Raw genomic sequence first — 22,329 nt, 5'->3', positions numbered from 1 at the left:
CCCCATGCCCCCGCCGCCCGCAGGCCATGCGCCAGGACGCAGACATCAAAGGACAGACATGCAGCGCAGCAGTGAACGTATGACCCGAACCATCAAGCCCCTGATGACCCTGTGCTGCGTGGCCCTGCTGGCCGCCTGCACACCGCCCTCCGGTGAAGCCCAGACCACGGCGCCTGCAGCAGCCAGCGGACAGGCCAACACCGACGGCAAGGCGGCCAGCGCCGCGGCAGCGGCCGCCGGCAGCAGCACCGCCTGCTCCGATTCGGCATCGCCGGTGCAGACCCTGATCTGCAACGACCCCGCCCTGTTGAAGCAGGAAGGCGAGCTGGCCAAGGCCGAAGCCACCGCAAGCCAGACCCTCGATGCCGCCGGCAAGGCAAAGCTGCAGGCCGAGCAGCAGCGCTGGATCCAGCACACGCGCGATCTGTGCAGCGACGCGCACTGCCTGCAACAGGTATTCGCCGACCGCCTCAAGGTGCTGTCGGCCACGCGCGACGGCCTGGTCGACCAGGACGCCTGCGAAGTGCCCGACGGCCAGCAGCAGTGCGTGGACATGCTGGTGCTGCGCGACGCCAACAGCCAGCTCGCGACCTTCAACACCCTGCTGGGTGAAAACGGCCAGGAAGGCCGCCTGCTGGGCTGCACGGCGGCTACCAACATCGGCGGCGGCCAGAACGCCCAGCTTGCGGCCAACTGCACCCAGGAAACAGCCAGCGGCAAGCGCAACGTGCAGCTGTGCAGCAACCAGATGGTCGGCCAGTTCGCCATCGAACCGGCGCCGGCCGCCTACGGCACCGAGGCCACCCGCCAGCTGCTCGGCTTCACCCAGCAGCACTGCGCCGGCTGATATCCGCCGGCCAGGCCCGGCTCCTTTTTCCTCATTGAAGGACGATCATCATGGCAACGGATTCCACCCTCACCCGCGAGCAGCTGTCCACGCTGTTCCTCAACACCGAGCTGGGCGGCAACACCCGCCATCTGGACCATTTCGCGTACGCCAAGGAAGGCACCAGCACCTACTCGTTCGGCCTGGTGCAGTTCGACGTCGGCGGCAACCCCCAGGCCAGGCGCTTCCTGCGCGACAACGGCTTCACCAACGGTGACATCGAACTGCTGTCCCAGCAGGGGGGGCTGAGCACGCAGCAGCTGGCCGCGCTCGACGCCAAGCTGCAGGCCATTCCGCAGGCCAACATCGATCAGCTCACCAACGCCAAGCTGGACAGCGCCATCGGGCGCGTCGACGAAGCCATCGCCAAGGTGCGTGCGACCAACCCGGCCGCCGCCGATGCCATCGTGGCAAACCCGGAACTGCAGCTGGCCATGGCCGACTATGACAACCAGTTCGGCAGCATGGGCCCGCAGTTCATCAACTATCTGTCCGGCAATGCGGAAAAGCTGCAGGGCGGTACCATCCAGGCCGGCGATCCACCCACCCGGGCCGACGTACAGACCTTCGTCGATGCAACCAAGTACGGCATCCAATCGCCTGCGGCCGTGACCAGCCGTGATGAACGTTTCGACACGGCCATGAGCCAGCTGGGCATCGCCCAGACCCATGCCCCCTCGCACGGCTCGCCCACCACACCCGGTGCGCAGGCTGGTAGTGGCGTGCTGGTAAACGGCGCTAAGGGTGATGAGGTGCAGGCCATGCAGCAGAAGCTGGCCGACCTCGGCTACACGGGCAAGGACGGTGCACCGCTGGTGGCCGACGGTCACTTTGGCCCGGGCACGCTGCAGGCAGTCCAGCAGTTCCAGCGCGATCATCAGCTGACGGTGGACGGCAAAGCCGGCAACGGCACCCTGGGTGCGCTGGACGCGGCAAGCCAGCAGCGCCAGCAGCAGGCCGAACCTGCGGCGCCCGCAGCAGCACCGAGCATGGCCACGCCCGGGCACCCCGACAATCCGCGCTACCAGCAGGTGGTGGAGAAACTGGAGGCGCTTGAACAGCAGCGCAGCCAGGGTGGGCTCTCGCCGCTGTTCCATGACCGCGGCCAGCTGGAAAATGCCGCTGGACAGGTCGCCTACGAGTCCAAGGTCGTCGGCATGTCACAGGTGGACACCGTGGTGGCGCGCCCGGATGGACAGGGCGTGTTCGCGGTGCAGGGCCAGCTGGGTGATCCTGCAGCGCACCGCACCTACATCGACCTTGCGCAGGCGGTCGGCCAGGACCTGCCGTCCAGCACACGCCAGAGCGAAGCGTTGAACGCCGAACAGACACAACGGCAGGCGCAGGAACAGGCACAAGCGCAGCAGCCGATGTCGCGCTGATCTGCGATGGATCGGGTGGATCCACGCATGGCGTGGATCCATCTACCGCAGGGCATCGTGGAAGTGATGAGCTTCCCGCCCCGGGATGCCGGGAAGCCGATGCGTGTCGCCAGCGGATGCAGCAGTAGCCTCGGTCAAGTCAGCAGTGAAAGGCCGCGCTACGATTCCCCCATGACCCCGGCCATCAACCTGCTCAAGCGCGAGAAGATCGCCCATACCGTGCACAGCTACGTGCACGATGCCCATGCCGAATCCTACGGCGGCGAAGCCGTCGAAAAGCTGGGCCTGGACCCGGCGCAGGTATTCAAGACGCTGCTGGCCAGCACCGAAACGCATGAACTGCTGGTAGCGATCGTGCCGGTGGCCGGCCAGCTCGACCTGAAAGCACTGGCCGAAGCCGTCGGCTGCAAGAAATGCGAGATGGCCGCCGTCGATGCCGCGCAGCGCGCAACCGGCTATCTGGTTGGCGGCATCAGTCCGCTGGGGCAGAAGAAGCGCCTGCGCAGTTTCCTTGATGACAGCGCGCGGTCGCTGCCAACCCTGCACGTCAGCGCGGGGCGACGCGGCCTGGAAGTGGAGCTGGCACCGGCCGACCTGCTGCGCCTGACCGGCGGCCATTATGCCGCGATCGGCAGGCCCCGTTGATGCGCTGGCCATGGTCCGCATCGCCGCCACCGCGGCTGGATGATCCGCAGGCTGACGTGCTGCTGCAGGATCTGCTGTCGCGCGATGCCAGTCGCATCCATGCGGCCAGCAGCCGCCTGGCACGGTTGTTCAGCACCACTACGCTTGACGCATTGGCGCCACATGCCGAGCGCATCGAACACGCCTGCAATGGCGTGCAGCTGGGCGGTGCACTGGTCAGCAACGATGTGCACCTGAAAGCCGCGCTGCGCCGCCTGCGCTATTGGCGTGAACGCAGCGGCTGCCTGTGCGCGCTGTATCCGGATTATCTGTTCTTCGACCCACGCCGACTGATTGAACAGGGGCATGTACAGCTGCTGCAACTGGGCGTGGCCGAGGACGGCTGGGGTGACCGGCGTCGAGTGGCCTGCACCAGCTGCAGCCAGCAGTGGGACGCCACTGACCGCGAGTACCACTACCCGTGGTGGGAGTGGATCGTTGTGACCGATGATTGAAGCCACGCATGGCGTGGCTCTACTGCGGTAGCGCGCAGGTCAATACCATGCGCGGGCGGCATGGCCGTTATTCCAAGAGTTCATAGCGCATCGGTACGCGCACGATGCTCAATTCCGGCACTGCGCTCTTCGCGTCGGTGCGGGTGAAGCGCCAGCCGCGCAGTTCCTCAACCGCCGCTTCATCCAGCACCGCGTGGCCACTGGATCTTTCGACAACCACTGCAGCGACGGCTCCCTGCGCATCCACCACGGCCTTGAGCAGGCTGCGACCGGAAAGCCCTTCCTGCATGGCCTCCCTCGGGTAGCGCGGTGACACACCGCGGGGTGGCATCCAGGCCGTCTCGTCGCCCGCGAACAGATCCTGGCTGCTGCGCGCCGCGCAGCGCTTCGGCAGGCGCAGCTGCAGTGACACCTGCGTGTCATCCACGGTTGCTTCCGCCGGTGCGGCACAGGCCTTCTGCGCAAGCACCATCAGCATCTGCTGCTGGCGAAACAGCGCCTTGCCATCGACCGCCGTCACCTCCACCAAGCAACGGCCTTCGCGGACCTGCATCGACAACGCGGTCACCCCCGCATCGCGCAGCCAGGACGTGGGGGGCAGTGGCGAACACGCGGCCTGCGTGTAAGGCGTTGCCGCCAGCACCCCGGTAGCCGGCAGCATGCCTGCCAGCAGCAGCGGAATAATCCTTGCCCCGATACCCATGCCACGCCCTCCGTGCGTTTGCCTGCCCGATCATAGGGCATCCGCGCGAACCGGCATGTCAGGCTTGGATCCGTCTGTAGATCCACGCCATGCGTGGATGACAGCGACCGGTTACGGACGCCAGTTGGCGTTGCTCTCCCAGAATGCCACCGCGCGCTGGTACGCCTCGCGATCCAGCGGCACGCCCGAACCACCCTCCTCCACACCCAGCGCATTGCGCATCATGGTGATCGGCGCCATCGGCACTTCTTCCGGTTCGGCGGTGTAGATGCAGCCGACGATGCCCCACTCCGCATCAATGGGCGAGCCCTCCTTGGCCACCTGCTCGGCGCTGTACAGGATCACCACCAGGTAGTTGGCACGCGGCGATTCCACGCCCTCGAACCAGCGCACCAGCACCGGCAGTTCCTCGCGGTTGCGTGCTTCGTAGCCGCTGCGCAGCTGGTGGCGGTTGGCCTCGGTGATCGGCACCGTCAGGCAGCGCGTGCTGGTCCAGTTCTCGTACACGAACAGTTTGCAGAACGGTGCATAGCCATCGAGCACCTTCAGCGGCGGATGCGCGTTGAGATGCGCCTGGAACTGCTCGGCGCTGCAGTCCTGGATGGTGTTGCCGCGCGGCACGCGGGGGAACAGGCGGGGGCGGGCGAAATCGGTGAGGACGATGGACATGGCGATGTGATGCGGAAACAGGGGCTCAGGTTAACCGCCGACGTGCTTGAAGTCTGCTTCACATCTGCCGCGCAGACTGCGCCGCACACCCAAGGAGAGACGAGCATGTTCCGATTCAACCCGAGCCACCTGCTGGCGCTGGTCCTGATGCCGTTGGCCGTTGTTGCGGCCCCCGCTCCCCCAGAGCCGCCGCGCGTGCTGCTGGTGGTCAGCAGCGAGGGCCGCGACCAGGGCAAGAGCCGTCCCGGTTTCGAGATGGACGAGTTCGCCCAAGCCTGGTTGATCCTCAAGCGCAACGGCTTTGCCATCGACGTGGCAAGCCCCCGCGGCGGCGCCGTGGAAGCAGACAAGTACAACCCCGCCGACGCATTCAATGCCGCGCTGCTTGCCGATCAACAGGCCGTTGCCAAGCTGGCTGCCACGCTTCCCACAGAACAGCTTCGTGCCGCCGACTATCAGGGCGTGCTGGTGATCGGCGGCAAGGGCGCGATGTTCGACCTGCCAGGCGATATCGCCCTGCAGAAGACCATCGCCAGCATCTGGGAACAGGGCGGCGTCGTTGCGGCCGTCTGCCACGGCCCCGCCGCATTGGCGGAAGTACGCCTGGGCAATGGACGCCCGCTTGTGCAGGGCCGGGCGATGACCGGTTTCACCGAGGAAGAGGAAACCCAGTTCGGCAAGCGCTGGGCGAAGGAGTTCAGCTTCCAGCTGGAGCCGCGCATGCGCGAACTTGGGGCGCACTGGCGGGAGGCACCGCTGATGATGCCCAAGGTGGTGGTCGATGGCCGGCTGCTGACCGGGCAGAACCCGTTCTCGACCGCGGCCCTCGCCGATGCCTTCGTGCGTGCCAGCGGTCGCACTCCTGCAGCGCGCGAGCCCTGGCGTGACGAACGCAGTATGGCCCTGGTCGAGCAGCACCTGCAGCGGCGCGATGACAGCGCAGCGCGGCAGCTGGCAGAGCGCAGCACCGATTTCCATGTGGAGCTGATCGGCATGCTGGGGTACGTGCAACTGCAGGGCGCAGCCGACGGCACACAGGTGTCCGATGCACTGGCCATCATGCAACTGGCCCGCCCGCACATGCAGGAACCGCGACTGGACGTGGCCATCGCCGATGCGCACTGGCGCCTCGGCAGGACGATCCAGGCACGCGAGCAGTTGCTGGCACTGCTGGAAAAGCAGCCGCAGCTGGACGAAGCTAAGGCTCTCCTGGCCCGCATGCAGCCCTGATCATGGACGCCGAGCGCCTGCGCCTGCTGTTGATCGAAGACAACCTGCCGCTGGCCTCGGCCATCGTCGACCTGCTGCAGGCCCAGGGCCATCAGGTCGACTTCGCCGCCGACGGCCAGGTCGGCCTGCGGCTGGCACTGGCAACACCGCCGGACGTGCTGCTGCTCGATGTGGGACTGCCAGGCATCGACGGCATCACCCTGTGCCGGCGGTTGCGTGAATGCAGCGACCGCCATGTACCGGTGTTGATGCTGACTGCACGCGATGCGATCGACGACAAGCTGCAGGGGTTCGCTGCCGGCGTGGACGACTACCTGGTCAAGCCGTTCGACGATGCAGAGCTGCTGGCCCGTTGCCTTGCCCTCGCCCGGCGCCATCGCGTGGGCCAACCGAACCTGCTGCAGATCGGTGCGTTGAGCATCGACCGGCGCAGTGGCCAGGCCTGGCGCGCGGGCACGGCGCTGGAGCTGCAGCAGGTTCCACAGCGCATCCTGCTGGCGCTGGCCGAAGCCTGGCCGCGCACCGTTACCCGCAGCGAACTGGTGCAACGCCTGTGGGGAGATGAAGCGCCCCCCTCCGATCCGCTGCGCTCGCATCTGTATCTGCTGCGCCAGGTACTGGACCGGCCATTCGACGGCGAGATGCTACGCACCGTGCACGGCGTCGGCTTCCGGCTGGAGGCTTCGCCATGAAGTGGCGGCCGATCCAGCGCCTGCGCCGCCGCCTGGTCGTCGCGTTTACGTCCTTCACCCTGCTCATTGCTGCGGTGTTCGGGTTGTATTCGCTGGTCTTCATGTACGCCGTGGAAGACAGCGTTTTCAATGCACAGCTGGCCCGTGAAGCGAAGGCGCAGCTTGCCGTCCATGCAGCTACGGGACGGTGGCGTGAGCCGGGTGATGCAGCCATCCACCTTTATCAGGACACCAGCACGTTCCCAGCCGACCTGCAGACCGCATTCACCGAGGAGCCGTGGCGTTCTGAATTCAGCGGCAACGAGGGCCGGCACTACCACGTTCGACGCATGGATCCGCCACCGCCGTCACGGCCTGCCTGGCTGATCGCCGAGGTCAGCTCTCAACTGGCAGTACGCCCGATCCGCGATGGCGTGGTGGCCCTGCTGGCCGGCACCGCGCTGGTGATGGTGCTGCTGGCGATCCTGCTGGGCGTATGGCTTGCACGGCGTGGTACTCGCCCTCTGTACACGCTCGTAGCGCACGTGGAAGCGTTGCCACTGCTACCACGGGAAGACACCGTGCTGGCTGCTCACTTCGACGATGATGAGATCGGTGTGCTGGCGCGTGCCGTGGACCGGCTGTCTGCCCGGGTAGCCGCCTTTGTTGCCCGCGAACACGCCTTCACCCGCGATGCCAGCCACGAACTGCGCACACCATTGGCGGTGATTTCCAGCGCTGCCGGCCAGTTGCTGCACGAACCCGGGCTGTCCGAGCGCGGGCAGCAGCACCTGCAGCATATCCGCCTGTCCGCGCTGCAGCTGCAGCAGGCGGTGGCGGCACTGCTGGCCCTGGCCCGCGAGGACGAGGCGGCACCCGCCACGCAGGTGCGTCTGGTGCCGCTGCTGGAGCGGGTCATTGTTGAGCAGGCACCCCTGCTTGGCGCACGGCCGGTGGAGGTACAGATGACGTTGACCGACGATGCGGCGCTCTGCGCGCCGGAACCGGCGCTGCGCGTGGTGCTGGCCAATCTGATCGGCAATGCCTTCGCCCATACACCGCTGGGACATGTACGCATCAGCATGGATGCAGACGAACTGTCGGTGTACAACAGCACCGGCAGCGACGCATCCCTTGGCCACTGGCCCGATCCACGCCCTTTTGAAAAAGGCGAAGACAGCCTGGGCAACGGTCTCGGCCTGGAGATCATGCGTCGCCTGTGCGATCACCATGGCCTGCAGCTGCGGATCGAACGACACGCCCTTGGCGTGCGGGCGATCCTGCGCGGCCGATCTCACGCGCCAATTGCACATCCATCTTGATGAAGCGATATACTGATCCGCACCCGCCGCCGCCGCCCGTGCCATGACCGCCATCAGCTTCGAGTTCTATCCGCCCAAGACCGACGAACAGCGCACCCAGCTGGACCGTGCCGCGGCCAAGCTGAAGGCGTATGCCCCCGAGTACGTGTCCTGCACCTTCGGCGCCGGTGGCTCGACCCTCAGCTACACCTCCGAGACCGTGCGCCATCTCAACCAGCACCACGGCTTCGAGGCGGCCCCGCATCTGTCCTGCGTGGGCGGCACCCGCCAGGAGATCCGCGAGCTGCTCAAGCTGTACCGCGCCATCGGCTGTCGGCGCCTGGTCGCGCTGCGCGGTGACCTGCCCTCCGGCATGGGCTTCCCCGGCGACATGCGTTACGCCTCCGAACTGATCGCCTTCATCCGCGCCGAACACGGTGATGCCTTCCGCATCGAAGTGGGCGCGTATCCGGAAACGCACCCGCAGGCACAGGACGCACTGCTCGACCTGAAGCACTTCAAGGCCAAGATCGACGCCGGTGCCGATGCGGCCATCACCCAGTACTTCTTCAACCCCGATGCCTACTTCCACTTCGTCGACGAAGTGCAGCGGCTCGGCGTGCAGGTGCCGATCACCCCGGGCATCATGCCGATCTCCAACTTCAGCCAGCTGCGCCGCTTCTCCGAACAGTGCGGTGCGGAAATTCCGCGCTGGATCAGCCGCAAGATGCAGGCCTACGGTGACGATGCCGAATCGGTGCGCGCCTTCGGCGCCGAAGTGGTAGCCAAGCTGTGCCAACGCCTGATCGAAGGGGGCGCACCGGGCCTGCATTTCTACACGTTGAACCTGGCCAAGCCGACGGTCTCGGTACTGACGTTGCTGCGCGGCTGAAAAGTACGCTGCGTTATCGCAATCGGCGCTACGCTGCGTCGATGAAGGTCGTCCTCTCCCTGCTGCTGCTCCTGCTGCTGCCCGGCATCTGCGCCGTCGCACAGGCGCAACCCACGCGCTTGAACCGCTGCACCGATCCGCAGGGGCAAAGTGTCTACACCGACCGCCCCTGCGACAGCCTGGGTGCGCAGTCCCGGCGTCCGCCGCCGGCGCCTTCCGGCAACACCCTGCAGCGCGACAGCCTCGGCAGCAGCTGCCCACGTCGGCTGAGTGAACTGGTGCAGGCGCTACACACGGCGGTCGCCATCGGTGATGTGAACCGGCTCTCTTCGCTGTACCTGTGGGGCGCGGTGTCCGATGCGGGCGCACAGCGGATTCTTGGCCAGCTGGAATCGGTGGTGCGGCGGCCGCTGGTGGATGTGGTGCCGGTGTATCCGCGGCAGGATCTGGATGAAGGCGCGAGAACTGCTGCGCAGGTACCGGAATTGGAATCGGAACCGACGGCGCGGCGCCATCCGGTCGGGTTACGGTTGGAGCAGACCTTGCCGGGCAGCGCCACGCGCGCGGCGACCGTGCTTGGGCTGCGGCGGCAATATGGGTGCTTCTGGATTACGTTGTGAATGGGTTGAGCTGAGCGCCATCCACGCATGGCGTGGATCTACTGGTCCCTGCGTGGCGTGGGTCTGCTCATCCACGCATGGCGTGGATCTACTGCCTGCGGCGAGGGGTCGGATCCCTTTCCAGCGGAAAGGGCTCCGACCCAGGATTCGAGCGAGGAGGTCAGAGCCCTGCGTCGCGGGAATCCGCCCCCCTGTATGGCGCTATGCCGGCCACAGGCCGCGGATGGCGGCGATGCCCTGCCCGCCATGACGGCGGGCCTCGGCCACATTCTGCGGCGTCATGCCGCCGAGCGCGTAGATCGGCAGCGAGACCTGCGCACGCATCGCGGCGAAGGCCTCCCATCCCAACGGCACGGCATCGGGATGGCTGGCGGTGGCCTGCACCGGTCCCAGCACGGCGAAATCACAGCCCAACCGCTGTGCGGCGAACAGCTGCTCAAGGTCGTGGCAGGAGGCCGCCACCAGCTGCCCGGCCGGCAGCGGCCGTTCCTGCAATGACTGCAGCTGCTCGCTTCCCAGGTGCACGCCGACGCCCAGCGTGCGCGCCAGCTCGATATCGCGGTTGAGCAGCCACTGCACGCCACGTCGATGCGCGCGCACGGCCTGCTCGATCATGCCCTGCCGCTGCGGATGCTCGGCGGGCAGGCGCAGCTGGATGCGTTGCTGCCCCGAAGCGACCGCCTGCTGCAGCTGGCCGTGCCAACGCTGCAGGCCGCCCTCATCGGTGCCGGGCGCAGGCGTGATCAGGTAGCAGTCCGGCTGGCGCAGTACGGCCACCACCGGCAGGTCGGCCGGCGGCATGGAATAGCGGGCCAGCTTGTCCGGCGCCACCCAGGCGATGGCCTGGCCCTCGCGTCCGCGCGGGGTGCCCTTCCAGCTGCGTACGTGCCGCACTTCCAGGGTCAGGTCCTTGTCCGGGTAGCGCTGCGGCACGTCCATGATCCACTCGCCCACCTCGGCCTCGATGCCCAGCTCCTCGTGCAGTTCACGCGCCAGCGCCTCCTCGGAGGTCTCACCGGGCTCGCGCTTGCCGCCCGGGAATTCCCAGAGGCCGGCCATGTCGCGGCTTTCGGTACGGCGGTTGAGCAGGATGCGGCCGCGGGCGTCAGTGATGACGGCGGCTACGACGTGGATCGATCGTTTCGGGGAAGGCATGGGGGGAGCATGCCGAAAACCGGGGCACCGGCGCAATCGCCGAACGCTTCAAGGCCCAGAACAGGAAAGCCCCGCTTTCGCGGGGCTCTCCGGGGGTCAGCTCAGCTGGCCGTGGCAGTGCTTGTACTTCTTGCCGCTGCCGCACGGGCACGGATCGTTGCGACCGATCTTCGGCTCGTCACGCTGCAGCTGGGCGGCCTCGACTTCTGCCGCTTCTTCGTCGGCGCTGTAGCTGCCTGCGTCCTGGTGCTGGAACTGCGACTGCTTCAGGCGGGCTTCCACCTGCTGCCGTTCTGCCGCTTCCAGTGCCTGCACTTCCTCGTCGCTGCGGATGCGCACGCGGGCCAGCAGGGTCACCACTTCGCGCTTGACGTTCTCCAGCATGTCCGAGAACAGCTCGAAGGCTTCCTTCTTGTATTCCTGCTTCGGCTGCTTCTGCGCATAACCGCGCAGGTAGATGCCCTGGCGCAGGTAATCCATGCGGGCCAGGTGCTCCTTCCAGCTCTGGTCGAGCACGGTCAGCATCACGTGCTTCTCCAGTGCGCGCATGGTCTCTTCGCCCACACCCGCTTCCTTCTCGGCGAAGTGCTGGTTGATGCGTTCCTGCACCTTGGCGGTGATGCCTTCGGCGTCCAGTTCTTCATGCGACTTGACCAGATCGGTCAACGACATGTCCACGCCGAAGTCCGACTGCAGGGTGGCTTCCAGGCCACGCAGGTCCCACTGCTCGTCCACCGAGTTCGGCGGCACGAAGCGGGCGACGATGTCGAAGATCACGTCGTCGCGGATGCCATCGACGTTGTCCTTCACCGACTCGGCGTCAAGCAGTTCGTCGCGCTGGGCGTAGATCACCTTGCGCTGGTCGTTGTTGACGTCGTCGAAATCCAGCAGGTTCTTGCGGATGTCGAAGTTATGGGCCTCGACCTTGCGCTGCGCCTTTTCAATCTGGCGGCTGACAAGGCGATCCTCGATGACGTCGTCTTCCTTCATGCCCATCATGCGCATGGCCTTCTGCACCCAGTCGGAGGCGAAGATGCGCATCAGGTTGTCTTCCAGCGACAGGTAGAAGCGGGACGAACCCGGGTCACCCTGGCGGCCCGAACGGCCACGCAGCTGGTTGTCGATACGACGCGATTCGTGGCGCTCGGTGCCGACGATGTGCAGGCCGCCCGCCGCCTTGACCGCGTCATGGCGCTTCTGCCATTCGGCCTTGATCGCGGCCTTCTGTTCGTCGGTCGCGCCTTCGCCCAGCTCGTGGATTTCCGCTTCCAGCGAACCGCCCAGCACGATGTCGGTACCGCGACCGGCCATGTTGGTGGCGATGGTCACGGCGGCCGGACGACCGGCGTTGGCGACGATGGTCGCTTCGCGGTCATGCTGCTTGGCGTTGAGCACTTCGTGCTTCACACCCGCCTTGCGCAGGTGCTCGGACAGCATTTCCGAGGTTTCGATCGAGGTGGTACCCACCAGCACCGGTTGGCCGCGCTTGGCGCACTCTTCGATGTCGGCCAGCACCGCATTGAACTTGCCCTTGCGGTTGAGGAACACCTGGTCCGGGCTGTCCTTGCGGATGGTCGGACGGTTGGTCGGGATCACCACCACTTCCAGGCCGTAGATGCTCTGGAACTCGAACGCTTCGGTATCGGCCGTACCGGTCATGCCGGACAGCTTCTTGTACATGCGGAACAGGTTCTGGAAGGTGATGCTCGCCAGCGTCTGGTTCTCGCGCTGGACCGGCACGCCTTCCTTCGCTTCCACCGCCTGGTGCAGGCCATCGGACCAGCGGCGGCCGGCCAGGGTACGGCCGGTGAATTCGTCGACGATGACCACTTCGCCATCGCGCACGATGTAGTCCACATCACGCTGGTAGATGGCGTGCGCGCGCAGCGCGGCGTTGAGGTGGTGGACCACGGTCAGGTTCTGCGCCGCGTACAGGCCTTCGGTCTCGGCATCGAGGATGCCGGCATCGACCAGCAGCTGCTCGGCGTGCTCCATGCCCGCTTCGGACAGGTGCACCTGCTTGCCCTTCTCATCGACCCAGAAGTCACCTTCGCCGTCTTCCGCTTCCTGCTTGACCAGGTTCGGCACGATGCGGTTTACGCGGATGTACAGCTCCGGTGAATCGTCGGCCGGGCCGGAGATGATCAGCGGGGTACGCGCTTCGTCGATCAGGATGGAGTCGACTTCGTCGACGATGGCGTAGTGCAGGCCGCGCTGGTAGCGGTCAGCCTTGGACAGCGCCATGTTGTCGCGCAGGTAGTCGAAACCGAATTCGTTGTTGGTGCCGTAGGTGATGTCCGAACCATAGGCTTCGCGCTTGTCGCTGTGCGGCATGCCCGGGTAGACCACGCCCACGCTCAGGCCCAGCCAGTTGTACAGCTTGCCCATCTGCGCGGCATCGCGGCGGGCCAGGTAGTCGTTCACGGTGACCACGTGCACGCCCTTGCCTTCCAGCGCGTTGAGGTACACCGGCAGGGTCGCCACCAGGGTCTTGCCTTCACCGGTGCGCATTTCTGCGATCTTGCCCAGGTGAAGCACCATGCCGCCGATCAGCTGCACGTCGTAGTGGCGCATGCCCAGCACGCGGCGACCGGCCTCGCGGCAGACCGCGAACGCTTCCGGCAACACCTTGTCCAGGGCTTCACCACCGGCGATGCGCTGCTTGAACTCCGGCGTCTTGGCCTGCAGCTGCTCGTCGGAAAGCTTCTCGATCTCCGGCTCCAGCGCATTGATCTTGGCGACGATGCGGTTGAGCTGGCGCAGCTGTCGTTCATTACGACTGCCAAATACGCGGGTAAGCAGGCTGTTGATCATTGAAGGAACCGGGTTGGATGGGAATGCCGCACGGCTCCGGGAGGATCCGTCCGCCGCAAACGAAACAGGGCGCCTGGCGCCCTGTCGATGGCAACACCCATTGTAGCTTGGGATGGGCGGCAGGGGTTTCAACCCTTTGCGGTCGTCTAGGCGGCCGGGACCGGGGTCCTGGCGGCCGCGCTTCGCGCTCGCGGGGCATGGCCCCGCGCTACCGCCGGGATCCGACGGCGTCCCGGTAGCGCCGGGCCATGCCCGGCGTTGGCATCAACCGCGGGTGATGCGCCCGACCGGGGTATTGCCGCCATCGCCGAGGAACTTGCGCGGGTTGACCACGTTGCCGTTCTCCCACACCTCGAAGTGCACGTGGGCGCCGGTCGAACGACCGGTGGAACCGGCCTTGGCCACTTCCTGGCCGGCGCGGACGAGGTCGCCGACCTTCACCACCAGGCGCGAATTGTGCGCGTAGCGGGTGACGTAGCCATTACCGTGGTCGACATCGACCACGTTGCCGTAGCCGCCCTTGACCCCGGAGAAGCTGACCACGCCGTCGGCCACCGACATCACCGGGTCACCGACGCGGGCGTGGAAGTCCATGCCCTTGTGGGTGGCGGCACCGCGACCGAACGGGTCGGCGCGGGTACCGAAGCCGGAAGTGACATAGCTGTTGCGGATCGGCATGCGCGAGGGCACGGCGTTCTGCTGCAGCTGGTGGTCGAACATCAGCGATTCCATCACCGACAACTGGCGGCCTGAAGCAGCGAAGCGCTGCTCCAGCATCTGTAAGTCGGCGTTGACGTCCTTCACCGGGATGTCGGCGGTCGGGCCGCCGGCATCGCCGTCACCGAGGCCGGGGGTCTCGTTGAAGTCGAATTCGCCGTCTTCCAGCTTGCCCATCTGGGTCAGTCGCTCGCCCAGGGCGTTCAGGCGGGTGGCCTGTGCCTGCAGCTCGCCGAGGCGGGCGGCCAGCGCGTTGACCTGGGTCTGCGCATCGCGCTGGACCTTGGCCAGCTCGGCCTCCTGGCGGTCGACCTTGGCCTGCAGGCGCGAATCATTGAGCGCACTGGCGCCAATGCCGCCGGCAAGGCCGATAATGCAACCTGCGCCGAGCACGCTGCCCAGCAGGGCTCGGGGGCGGTCCTCGAAGTAGAACCGCAAACGCGTGAGCGCCGATTTGGCCTGTCCTTCACGCGTTTTGATTACGATCTTTTTGAATGCCATCAGTGAGTTTTCATGTCTGAGCCGAAATCCAGCGTTCGTCCCGCATCCAGACCGAAACCGGCCCTGGATGTAGTGATGGCGGACAAAAGCGGGAACCCGCTGCGGCGTGCCCTATGGCTCGACGCGCTGGACCGTCAGTTGCGCCCCCAGTTGCCGCCACCTCTGCGCAGCCGTTGCCGGCTGGCCAATGTGGACGGGGAACACCTCGTTTTTCTCGTCGAGTCCCCGGTCTGGCATGCCAAGTTGCGGCTTGCCGAAGCCCAGTTGCTCGACGCGGCCCGGTCCATCGGGCTGAAGGCCACCAAGGTGACCGTCAAGACTGCGTCTCCCACTCCCACGCGCTCCCCAGCGCTCGACAACCGGAATGGACCCCACGCAGTTTCAGCCGCCACGCACAAAGGGCTACGCGACGCCTTGGCAGCTCTGCAGGACCTTCCTTCGAAACCGAAGCAGGAAACCTGAAAGCAGCGGAGCGTCCTGCTCCACTCCCCGTCGCGCGTGTCACCGCAGCGTGAAACATTTCGGGGGCCGGGTCGCATCCTAGCTGGCCCCGGTGGGGCAGTCGTTAGATTGCTGTTAAAACAACGTTAAATTCAGGCTTCCGATCCAACAGGTTCACAAAACCGTGACTTCGTCCCGGCCGTCGCGTCACCCACTGCGCCAGTGCCTCAAGGAACGCCGGAAACGCAAACGCCGCCCTGGAAGGCGGCGTTTTTGCATTCAAATTCAACGACTTGTGCAATCAGGCATAGGCCGGCGTGGCGTATACCACCGGGTCCGGCACCGCCGGCGAGTCGTAAGTGACCCATTCCCAGGCAGTGGCATCGGCCATCAGCGCCCGTACCAGCTTGTTGTTGAGCGCGTGGCCGGACTTGAAGCCTTCGTAGGCGCCCAGCACCTGGCCGCCGGCCAGATAGAGGTCGCCGATCGCATCGAGGATCTTGTGGCGCACGAATTCGTCGGCGTAGCGCAGGCCGTCTTCGTTGAGCACGCGGAACTCATCAAGCACGATGGCGTTGTCCATCGAGCCGCCCAGGCCGAGGTTGCGCTCGCGCATGTATTCCAGGTCGCGCATGAAGCCGAAGGTGCGCGCGCGGGAAATTTCCTTGGTGTAGGCCATCGTCGAGAACTCGATTTCCTGGCGCGACTGCTTGGCCGGGATCATCGGGTGGTCGAACTGGATGGTGAAGCCCAGCTTGTACCCCTCATACGGGGTGAAGCGGGCCACCTTGTCGCCCTCGGTCACTTCCACGGTCTTCAGCACGCGGATGAAGCGCTTGGGCGCATCCTGTTCCACGATGCCTGCCGACTGCAGCAGGAACACGAACGGGCCGGACGAACCGTCCATGATCGGCAGCTCGGCCGAGGACAGTTCGACGATGATGTTGTCCACACCCAGGCCGGCCAGGGCCGACATCAGGTGTTCGACGGTCTGGATCTTGGCGTCGTTGCAGGTCAGGCCGGTGCACAGGGTCACTTCGGTGACCAGTTCGGCTTTGGCAGGCACTTCCACCACCGGGTCCAGGTCCACGCGCCGGAACACGATGCCATGGTTGACCGGCGCCGGACGCAGGGTCATGTAGACCTTGTCGCCGCTGTGCAGGCCTACGCCGGTGGCGCGGATCGTGTTCTTGAGGGTGCGTTGCTGGATCATGGGGGGACGACCGGAAGTGACACATTAGATTAACACGCAGGGTCCCCTACCCCGACTGAAACGCCGGCAGGACACACCGGCGCGCCGGTAGGACGCGCGTGAAGCAGGGCGGCCGGGCCCATCCTGGCCCGGCGCCCGCGTTTTCAGGACATGGTGGCGCAACCCGGGGGGGACAAGCCCCGGGCAGCGTCGATCAGTCCGCCTGGCGGCGCAGGAACGCCGGGATGTCCAGGTAATCGTTCGGCAGTTCCGCCGCGGCCGGGGCCGAGGAGGCCGGAGCCGACGGGGTGGAAGCTGCGACGCTGTCGCTGCTGGCCCGACGCAGGCCCAGGCCCATGCCGCCGACAGCCTTGGACACCGCATCGCCGCCGTTGTCGAACTCGCCGAACTCCGGCTGGCCGGTGGTGGCGTTGCGGACCAGCTTGATCGGTGCACGCTCGCCCGGACGCTGGGTCTTGCTGGCCGAAACGCGGTTCAGGCCCGTGGCGACCACGGTCACGCGCACTTCGTCCTGCATGTCCGGATCGAGCACGGTACCCACCACCACGGTCGCGTCTTCCGAAGCGAAGCCATCGATGGTGCGGCCGATCTCGTCGAACTCGGCCATGGTGAAGTCGGCACCGGCGGTGATGTTGACCAGGATGCCGTTGGCACCGGCCAGGTTCACATCGTCCAGCAGCGGGTTCTGGATGGCCGACTCGGCCGCGGCCTGCGCGCGGTCATCACCGCGGGCGGTACCGGTACCCATCATCGCCAGGCCCATTTCGGACATGACGGTGCGCACGTCGGCGAAGTCGACGTTGATCAGGCCCGGACGCACGATCAGGTCGGCGATGCCCTGCACGGCGCCCTGCAGCACGTCGTTGGCGGCACGGAAGGCCTGGATCATGGTCGCGTTGCGACCCAGCACCGTGATCAGCTTCTCGTTGGGGATGGTGATCAGCGAGTCGCAGTGCTGGCTCAGTTCTTCGATGCCCTTCAGCGCGACCTGCATGCGGCGACGGCCTTCGAACGGGAACGGCTTGGTGACCACGGCCACGGTCAGGATGCCCATTTCCTTGGCCAGCTGTGCCACCACCGGCGCAGCGCCGGTACCGGTGCCACCGCCCATGCCAGCGGTGATGAACACCATGTCCGCACCCTGCAGCGCGTCCATGATGCGCTCACGGTCTTCCAGCGCAGCCTGGCGGCCGACTTCCGGATTCGCGCCTGCGCCCAGGCCCTTGGTGACATTGGTACCCAGCTGCAGCTGCAGCTTGGCACCACAATTCTTGATGGCCTGCGAGTCGGTGTTGGCGGTGATGAATTCCACGCCATCCACTGCCGAGTTGACCATGTGCGCCACGGCATTGCCGCCGCCGCCGCCCACGCCAACAACCTTGATCACCGCATTGGGTGCCATCTTTTCGATCAGTTCAAAATGCGCCATGTCCGTGTCCTCGTTGTATCCGCTTTCGATTGCATGGGCATTCGGGCGTCCTGCCTTCGTGCTGCATGCCGTCGTTGCGGCTGTGTGGGTTATGTGTTGCCGGTGTTGCGTCGTGTTGCCGGTGTTGCAACCGGGCGAGCCCGGGTAGTGCAGGCTCCGCGTCAGAATTCGCCGCGGAACCAGGTCTTGAGTTTCTTGAACATGCTTCCGGCGCGGCCAGTCGGCAGCGACGGCCGGCGCGGATGCTCGATCTGGCTGCCCATCAGCAGCAGGCCCACGCCGGTGGCATGCACCGGGTTGCCCACCACTTCGCCCAGACCGGTGACGTGCTGCGGAATGCCCACGCGCACCGGCATCTGCAGCATTTCCTCGGCCAGTTCGACCACGCCTTCCATCTTCGAGGCACCACCGGTCAGCACCATGCCGGCGCGCACCAGTTCCTCGAAGCCGGAGCGGCGCAGTTCGGCCTGCACCATTTCGAAGATCTCTTCGTAGCGGCCCTGCACGGCCTGCGCCAGCGCGTGGCGCGGCATGCGGCGCGGCGGACGATCACCGACCGACGGCACCTGGATGCTCTCCTCGGCGGTGGCCAGCTGGGCCAGGGCACACGCGTAGCGCACCTTGATCTGCTCGGCTTCCGGGGTCGGTGTACGCAGCATGTGCGCGATGTCGTTGGTCACGTGGTCGCCTGCGATCGGCAGCGAGGCGGTGTGGCAGATCGCGCCCTGCACGAACACCGCGATATCGGTGGTGCCGGCGCCCATGTCGACCAGCACCACGCCCAGCTCGCGCTCGTCGGCGGTCAGCACCGCCACGCTGGACGCCAGCGAGGACAGCACCAGGTCGTCCACCTGCAGGCCGCAGCGCTGCACGCACTTGCTGATGTTGGCGGCGGCCGACTGCGCGCACACCACCAGGTGCGCATGCACCTCCAGGCGCACGCCGGTCATGCCGACGGGGTTGCGGATGCCTTCCTGCGAATCATCCAGCACGTACTCGCGCGGGATCGCATGCAGGATCTTCTGGTCGGCCGGAATCGCCACGGCCTTGGCCGCATCAAGCACGCGATCCAGGTCGCCCCAGGTCACTTCGCCGTCACGGATCGGCACGATGCCGGGCGAGTTCTTGCACTGCACGTGGTTGCCGGAGATGGAGGCATACACCGAGCGGATCTCGCAGCCGGCCATCAGCTCGGCTTCTTCGACCGCACGCTGGATCGACTGCACGGTCGATTCGATATCCACCACCACGCCGCGCTTGAGGCCGCGCGACTCATGGGAGCCGATGCCGATCACTTCGATCGGGTTGCCCGGCGAATACTCGCCCACCAGCGCCACCACCTTGGAGGTGCCGATATCCAGGCCGACGATCAGCGATTTGTCACCCTTGCGATTCATGTTCTTTCCTGCGTCCTTCGTGCCGGGGTGCCCGGTGCATTGGCGGGGGCGGCCGGAGTGCCCCAGCTCAGCGTGAAACCATTGGTATATCGGAGGTCGGCGCGCTCGATCGGCGCGGCCTGGTTGGCCAGCTGCGGCAGCACGCGCACGAAGCGCTGCAGGCGCGAACGCGCGTCATCGCGGCCGACCACCACTTCAGTGCCGTTGCTCAGCAGCAGCGACCAACTGCCGCGCGCGTCCATGGTCAGCCGGCGCACATCGACGCCAGCCGGCGCGAACAGCGCGCGCGAATCGTTGTACAGCTTGACCACTTCTTCGGTCTGGCTGTCCGGGCCATCCAGCTCGGGCAGCTGCAGGTCGGCCAGCTTCTTCGGCGTGGGGAACAACTTGCCCTGCTCGGACAGCAGGCGACCTTCGCCCCAGCGCGCGAACGGCTTGTGCTCGACCAGCGTCACTTCCAGCACGTCGGGCCACTGCTTGCGCACCTGCGCGCTTTCCACCCACGGCAGTTTTTCCAGCGCGTCCTGCGCGTCCTGCAGCTTCACCGCGAAGAAACCGGCATGTGCATACGGCAGCAGCACCTGCTGCAGCTGTTCCGGCGGCACCCGCTTGAACTCACCGTGCACGCGCAGCTTCGCCAGCGGCCAGCGCTCGGCGCCGACCCAGCCATTGACTACGGCCACCACCGGCAGTGCAACCACCGACAGTGCCAACAGCCAGACGAAGATGCGCAGCACCGCGTTCATGCGTGCGATGCCTCCAGGGTCTGTTCCAGCACGCGCCACACCAGCTCCTCGAAGCTGATGCCGGCCTGCCCGGCCGCCTTGGGCACCAGCGAATGGCTGGTCATGCCCGGCGCGGTGTTTACTTCCAGCAGGAAGAAGCGGCCGCTGGCGCGGTCACGCATCACATCCACGCGACCCCAGCCACGGCAACCGGCGGCGCGGAAGGCCGCCAGCGCGATGCGGCGGATCTCTGCTTCGTCATCGCCATCCAGGCCCGGGCACAGGTACTGGGTGTCTTCGGCGATGTACTTGGCGTTGTAGTCGTACCACTGGCCCTTGGGCACGATGCGGATCGACGGCAGCGCGACATCACCCAGGATGGCCACGGTCAGTTCGTCGCCGACCACCATCTGTTCCATCAGCAGCTGGCCGTCGTAGCGCGCGGCCAGGGCCACCGCTTCGTCCAGGCCGGCGTCGTCGGTGACCCGGCTGATGCCCACGCTGGAGCCTTCGTTGGCCGGCTTGACCACCACCGGCAGGCCGAGCTCGGCCGCCAGCGCATGCACCGTGGAGGCATCGACCTTCCGGTACTGCGGGGTCGGCAGGCCCAGCGACAGCCACACCTGCTTGGTGCGGATCTTGTCCATGCTCAAGGCCGAGCCCAGCACGTTGGAACCGGTGTAGGGCACGCCGAACGCGTCCATCAGGCCCTGCACGATGCCATCCTCACCACCACCGTTGTGGCCGTGCAGGATGTTGAACACGCGATCGATGCCGCCGGCCGCCAGCGCTTTGGCCAGCGCCGGAATGCCATCGATGGCGACCGCATCGACGCCACGCGACTGCAGTGCTTCGAGTACGTTGCGGCCCGAATCCAGCGACACTTCGCGTTCACTGGAGCTGCCACCGAGCAGCACGGCGACGCGGCCGAACACGGCCGGGTCGGTGCTGCGCAGCGGCGGGAAGGTCAGCGTGCTCACGCCTCGCCCTCCGCCTTGAAACCTTCCACTGCAATGTGGCTGGCGACGGCGCCGATGTCGCCCGCACCCATCATCAGCAGCAGATCGCCGTCCTGCAGTACGTCCGGCAGCACGGTTGCCAGCTCGGACGCCTTGCCGACCACCACCGGCTCGCTGCGGCCACGCGCACGGATGGCGCGGGCCAGCGCGTGCGAATCGGCACCGGCGATCGGCTCTTCACCGGCCGGATAGACCTCGCTCAGCACCAGCGCATCGACGCTCGACAGCACCGCGGCGAACTTGTCGAACTGATCGCGGGTACGGCTGTAGCGGTGCGGCTGGAAGGCCACCACCAGGCGCTTGTCGGCCCAGCCGCCACGGGCAGCGGCGAACACCGCTTCCAGCTCGCTCGGATGGTGACCGTAGTCGTCGATGATGCGGACCTTTGCACCAGTGGCAGTGGTCACTTCGCCCAGATCGTTGAAGCGGCGGCCGACGCCAGCGAAGCTGGCCAGCGCACGCGCGATCGTGTCCGGAGACACACCCAGCTGCCAACCCACCGCCGCAGCGGCCAGCGCGTTGAGCACGTTGTGCTTGCCCGGCAGCGCCAGCACCACTTCCTGGCTGGTGCCCTGCGGCAGGCGCAGGGTGAAGCGCATCCGCGAGCCTTCCTGCACCACGTTCTCAGCGCGCACGTCGGCCTGCGGGCTCATGCCGTAGCTCATCACGTGGCGCGGGGTCTTGGCGGCCAGTGCGGCCACTTCCGGGTCGTCGATGCACAGCACTGCCAGGCCATAAAACGGCAGGCGCTGCAGGAACTCGGCGAACGCCGCCTGCACGCGGGCAAAGTCGTTGCCGTAGTTCTCCAGATGATCGGAATCGATGTTGGTGATGATCGACATCAACGGATTCAGGCGCAGGAAGCTGCCATCGCTCTCGTCGGCCTCGGCCACCAGCCACTGGCCACCGCCGAGCTTGGCGTTGGCGCCAGCCGCCAGCAGCTGGCCACCGATCACGAAGGTCGGGTCCAGCCCGCCTTCGCTCAGCACCGCCGCGGTCAGGCTGGTGGTGGTGGTCTTGCCATGGGTACCGGCCACGGCGATGCCGCGGCGGAAGCGCATCAGTTCGGCCAGCATCGCCGCGCGCGGCATGATCGGAATGCGCTGGCTGCGCGCCTCCATCAGCTCCGGGTTGTCCTCGCGGATCGCGCTGGAGACCACCACGCAGTCCGTGCCCAGCACGTTGGCGGCGGAATGGCCGCGCATGATGCGCGCGCCCAGGCCGGCCAGACGGCGGGTGGCAGCGTTGTCGGCGTTGTCCGAACCGGACACTTCATAGCCCAGCGTCAGCATCACTTCGGCGATGCCGCTCATGCCGGTGCCACCGATGCCGACGAAATGCACGCGCGGGAACGCGCGCACCAGATCGTTGGTGTCATGCAGGCGGCGGATCATGCGCGGCCTCGCGCAGGGCAGGCGCTGGAGC

20 protein-coding genes and 1 pseudogene are annotated in these 22,329 nt (G+C 66.4%); 10 read left to right on the top strand and 11 right to left on the bottom strand.

Features of this window, described 5'->3' with window-relative positions; genetic code table 11:
- Positions 1–79 precede the first annotated feature (79 nt).
- The 4 genes from QOL57_RS18765 (at position 80) to QOL57_RS18750 (ending at position 3,407) form a co-directional block, all read left to right on the top strand.
- Positions 80–847: a lysozyme inhibitor LprI family protein gene (locus tag QOL57_RS18765; RefSeq protein ID WP_244900750.1), complete on the top strand. Its 768-nt coding sequence runs from the start codon at positions 80–82 to the stop codon at positions 845–847.
- Between the two features lie 50 nt (positions 848–897).
- Positions 898–2,268: a peptidoglycan-binding domain-containing protein gene (locus tag QOL57_RS18760; RefSeq protein ID WP_089238811.1), complete on the top strand. Its 1,371-nt coding sequence runs from the start codon at positions 898–900 to the stop codon at positions 2,266–2,268.
- Positions 2,269–2,439: 171 nt separating this feature from the next.
- Entirely contained in the window at positions 2,440–2,913 is a 474-nt protein-coding gene (ybaK, locus tag QOL57_RS18755; protein ID WP_089238809.1) for a Cys-tRNA(Pro) deacylase, read from the top strand.
- Positions 2,913–3,407 (top strand): hypothetical protein, encoded by a 495-nt coding sequence (locus QOL57_RS18750; RefSeq protein ID WP_089238807.1) that lies wholly within the window; start codon positions 2,913–2,915, stop codon positions 3,405–3,407. Before ybaK ends, QOL57_RS18750 begins: the two co-directional genes overlap by 1 nt.
- Positions 3,408–3,474: 67 nt before the next feature.
- Here the strand turns inward: QOL57_RS18750 and QOL57_RS18745 are convergent, their stop codons facing one another.
- Positions 3,475–4,110 carry a TonB family protein gene (locus tag QOL57_RS18745; RefSeq protein WP_089238805.1) on the bottom strand — a complete coding sequence of 212 codons (636 nt, stop codon included), beginning with the start codon at positions 4,108–4,110 and terminating at the stop codon, positions 3,475–3,477.
- Between the two features lie 111 nt (positions 4,111–4,221).
- Positions 4,222–4,779: a DUF3228 family protein gene (locus QOL57_RS18740; RefSeq protein WP_089238803.1), complete on the bottom strand. Its 558-nt coding sequence runs from the start codon at positions 4,777–4,779 to the stop codon at positions 4,222–4,224.
- 105 nt (positions 4,780–4,884) lie between these two features.
- Here QOL57_RS18740 and QOL57_RS18735 point away from each other — a divergent pair, with 105 nt between their 5' ends.
- The 5 genes from QOL57_RS18735 to QOL57_RS18715 are packed head-to-tail and all read left to right on the top strand — an operon-like array spanning position 4,885 to position 9,493.
- The gene (locus QOL57_RS18735) at positions 4,885–6,009 is read left to right on the top strand and encodes a type 1 glutamine amidotransferase domain-containing protein (RefSeq protein ID WP_089238801.1); all 1,125 of its coding nucleotides are present in this window, start codon (positions 4,885–4,887) and stop codon (positions 6,007–6,009) included.
- A 17-nt stretch (positions 6,010–6,026) separates the two neighbouring features.
- Positions 6,027–6,701 carry a response regulator transcription factor gene (locus QOL57_RS18730; RefSeq protein ID WP_198512185.1) on the top strand — a complete coding sequence of 225 codons (675 nt, stop codon included), beginning with the start codon at positions 6,027–6,029 and terminating at the stop codon, positions 6,699–6,701.
- Positions 6,698–8,002, top strand: coding sequence for a HAMP domain-containing sensor histidine kinase (locus QOL57_RS18725; RefSeq protein WP_089238797.1), 1,305 nt, complete (start codon positions 6,698–6,700; stop codon positions 8,000–8,002). Before QOL57_RS18730 ends, QOL57_RS18725 begins: the two co-directional genes overlap by 4 nt.
- A gap of 43 nt (positions 8,003–8,045) precedes the next feature.
- A complete protein-coding gene (gene metF / locus QOL57_RS18720) occupies positions 8,046–8,873 on the top strand; it encodes a methylenetetrahydrofolate reductase [NAD(P)H] (RefSeq protein ID WP_089238795.1) in 828 nt (275 codons plus the stop codon).
- A gap of 41 nt (positions 8,874–8,914) precedes the next feature.
- Entirely contained in the window at positions 8,915–9,493 is a 579-nt protein-coding gene (locus QOL57_RS18715) for a DUF4124 domain-containing protein (protein WP_089238793.1), read from the top strand.
- A 201-nt stretch (positions 9,494–9,694) separates the two neighbouring features.
- On the opposite strand, the gene QOL57_RS18710 is transcribed toward QOL57_RS18715, so the two are convergent.
- From QOL57_RS18710 to QOL57_RS18700, 3 genes are all read right to left on the bottom strand, one after another.
- Entirely contained in the window at positions 9,695–10,648 is a 954-nt protein-coding gene (locus tag QOL57_RS18710; protein ID WP_089238791.1) for a Nudix family hydrolase, read from the bottom strand.
- A gap of 96 nt (positions 10,649–10,744) precedes the next feature.
- Complete coding sequence (gene secA / locus QOL57_RS18705) at positions 10,745–13,462, bottom strand: preprotein translocase subunit SecA (protein WP_089238789.1); 2,718 nt, start codon at positions 13,460–13,462, stop codon at positions 10,745–10,747.
- 264 nt (positions 13,463–13,726) lie between these two features.
- Complete coding sequence (locus QOL57_RS18700) at positions 13,727–14,680, bottom strand: M23 family metallopeptidase (protein WP_089238787.1); 954 nt, start codon at positions 14,678–14,680, stop codon at positions 13,727–13,729.
- 12 nt (positions 14,681–14,692) lie between these two features.
- On the opposite strand from QOL57_RS18700, the gene QOL57_RS18695 reads away from it, so the two are divergent.
- Positions 14,693–15,142, top strand: a complete 450-nt coding sequence (locus tag QOL57_RS18695; RefSeq protein WP_176429858.1) for a DUF721 domain-containing protein — start codon at positions 14,693–14,695, stop codon at positions 15,140–15,142.
- Between the two features lie 280 nt (positions 15,143–15,422).
- On the opposite strand, the gene lpxC is transcribed toward QOL57_RS18695, so the two are convergent.
- From lpxC to murC, 6 genes and pseudogenes are all read right to left on the bottom strand, one after another.
- On the bottom strand, positions 15,423–16,334 hold the full coding sequence (gene lpxC / locus QOL57_RS18690; RefSeq protein WP_089238783.1) for a UDP-3-O-acyl-N-acetylglucosamine deacetylase: 912 nt from the start codon (positions 16,332–16,334) through the stop codon (positions 15,423–15,425).
- Between the two features lie 193 nt (positions 16,335–16,527).
- The gene (gene ftsZ / locus QOL57_RS18685; protein ID WP_025876577.1) at positions 16,528–17,763 is read right to left on the bottom strand and encodes a cell division protein FtsZ; all 1,236 of its coding nucleotides are present in this window, start codon (positions 17,761–17,763) and stop codon (positions 16,528–16,530) included.
- A gap of 161 nt (positions 17,764–17,924) precedes the next feature.
- Positions 17,925–19,160, bottom strand: coding sequence for a cell division protein FtsA (ftsA, locus tag QOL57_RS18680; RefSeq protein WP_025876580.1), 1,236 nt, complete (start codon positions 19,158–19,160; stop codon positions 17,925–17,927).
- 68 nt (positions 19,161–19,228) lie between these two features.
- Positions 19,229–19,906, bottom strand: a pseudogene (locus QOL57_RS18675) (cell division protein FtsQ/DivIB); the annotation flags it as partial.
- A complete protein-coding gene (locus tag QOL57_RS18670) occupies positions 19,903–20,865 on the bottom strand; it encodes a D-alanine--D-alanine ligase (protein ID WP_089238779.1) in 963 nt (320 codons plus the stop codon). The gene QOL57_RS18670 and the pseudogene QOL57_RS18675, both read right to left, overlap by 4 nt.
- Entirely contained in the window at positions 20,862–22,298 is a 1,437-nt protein-coding gene (gene murC, locus QOL57_RS18665) for a UDP-N-acetylmuramate--L-alanine ligase (protein ID WP_089238777.1), read from the bottom strand. Before murC ends, QOL57_RS18670 begins: the two co-directional genes overlap by 4 nt.
- Positions 22,299–22,329: the final 31 nt, after the last annotated feature.

The sequence above is a fragment of the Stenotrophomonas sp. yr243 genome (assembly GCF_900184195.1).
Lineage (GTDB): Bacteria > Pseudomonadota > Gammaproteobacteria > Xanthomonadales > Xanthomonadaceae > Stenotrophomonas > Stenotrophomonas lactitubi.
The sequence above is the reverse complement of the archived record's forward strand: the minus strand, read 5'-3'. Positions and strand labels throughout refer to the sequence as shown.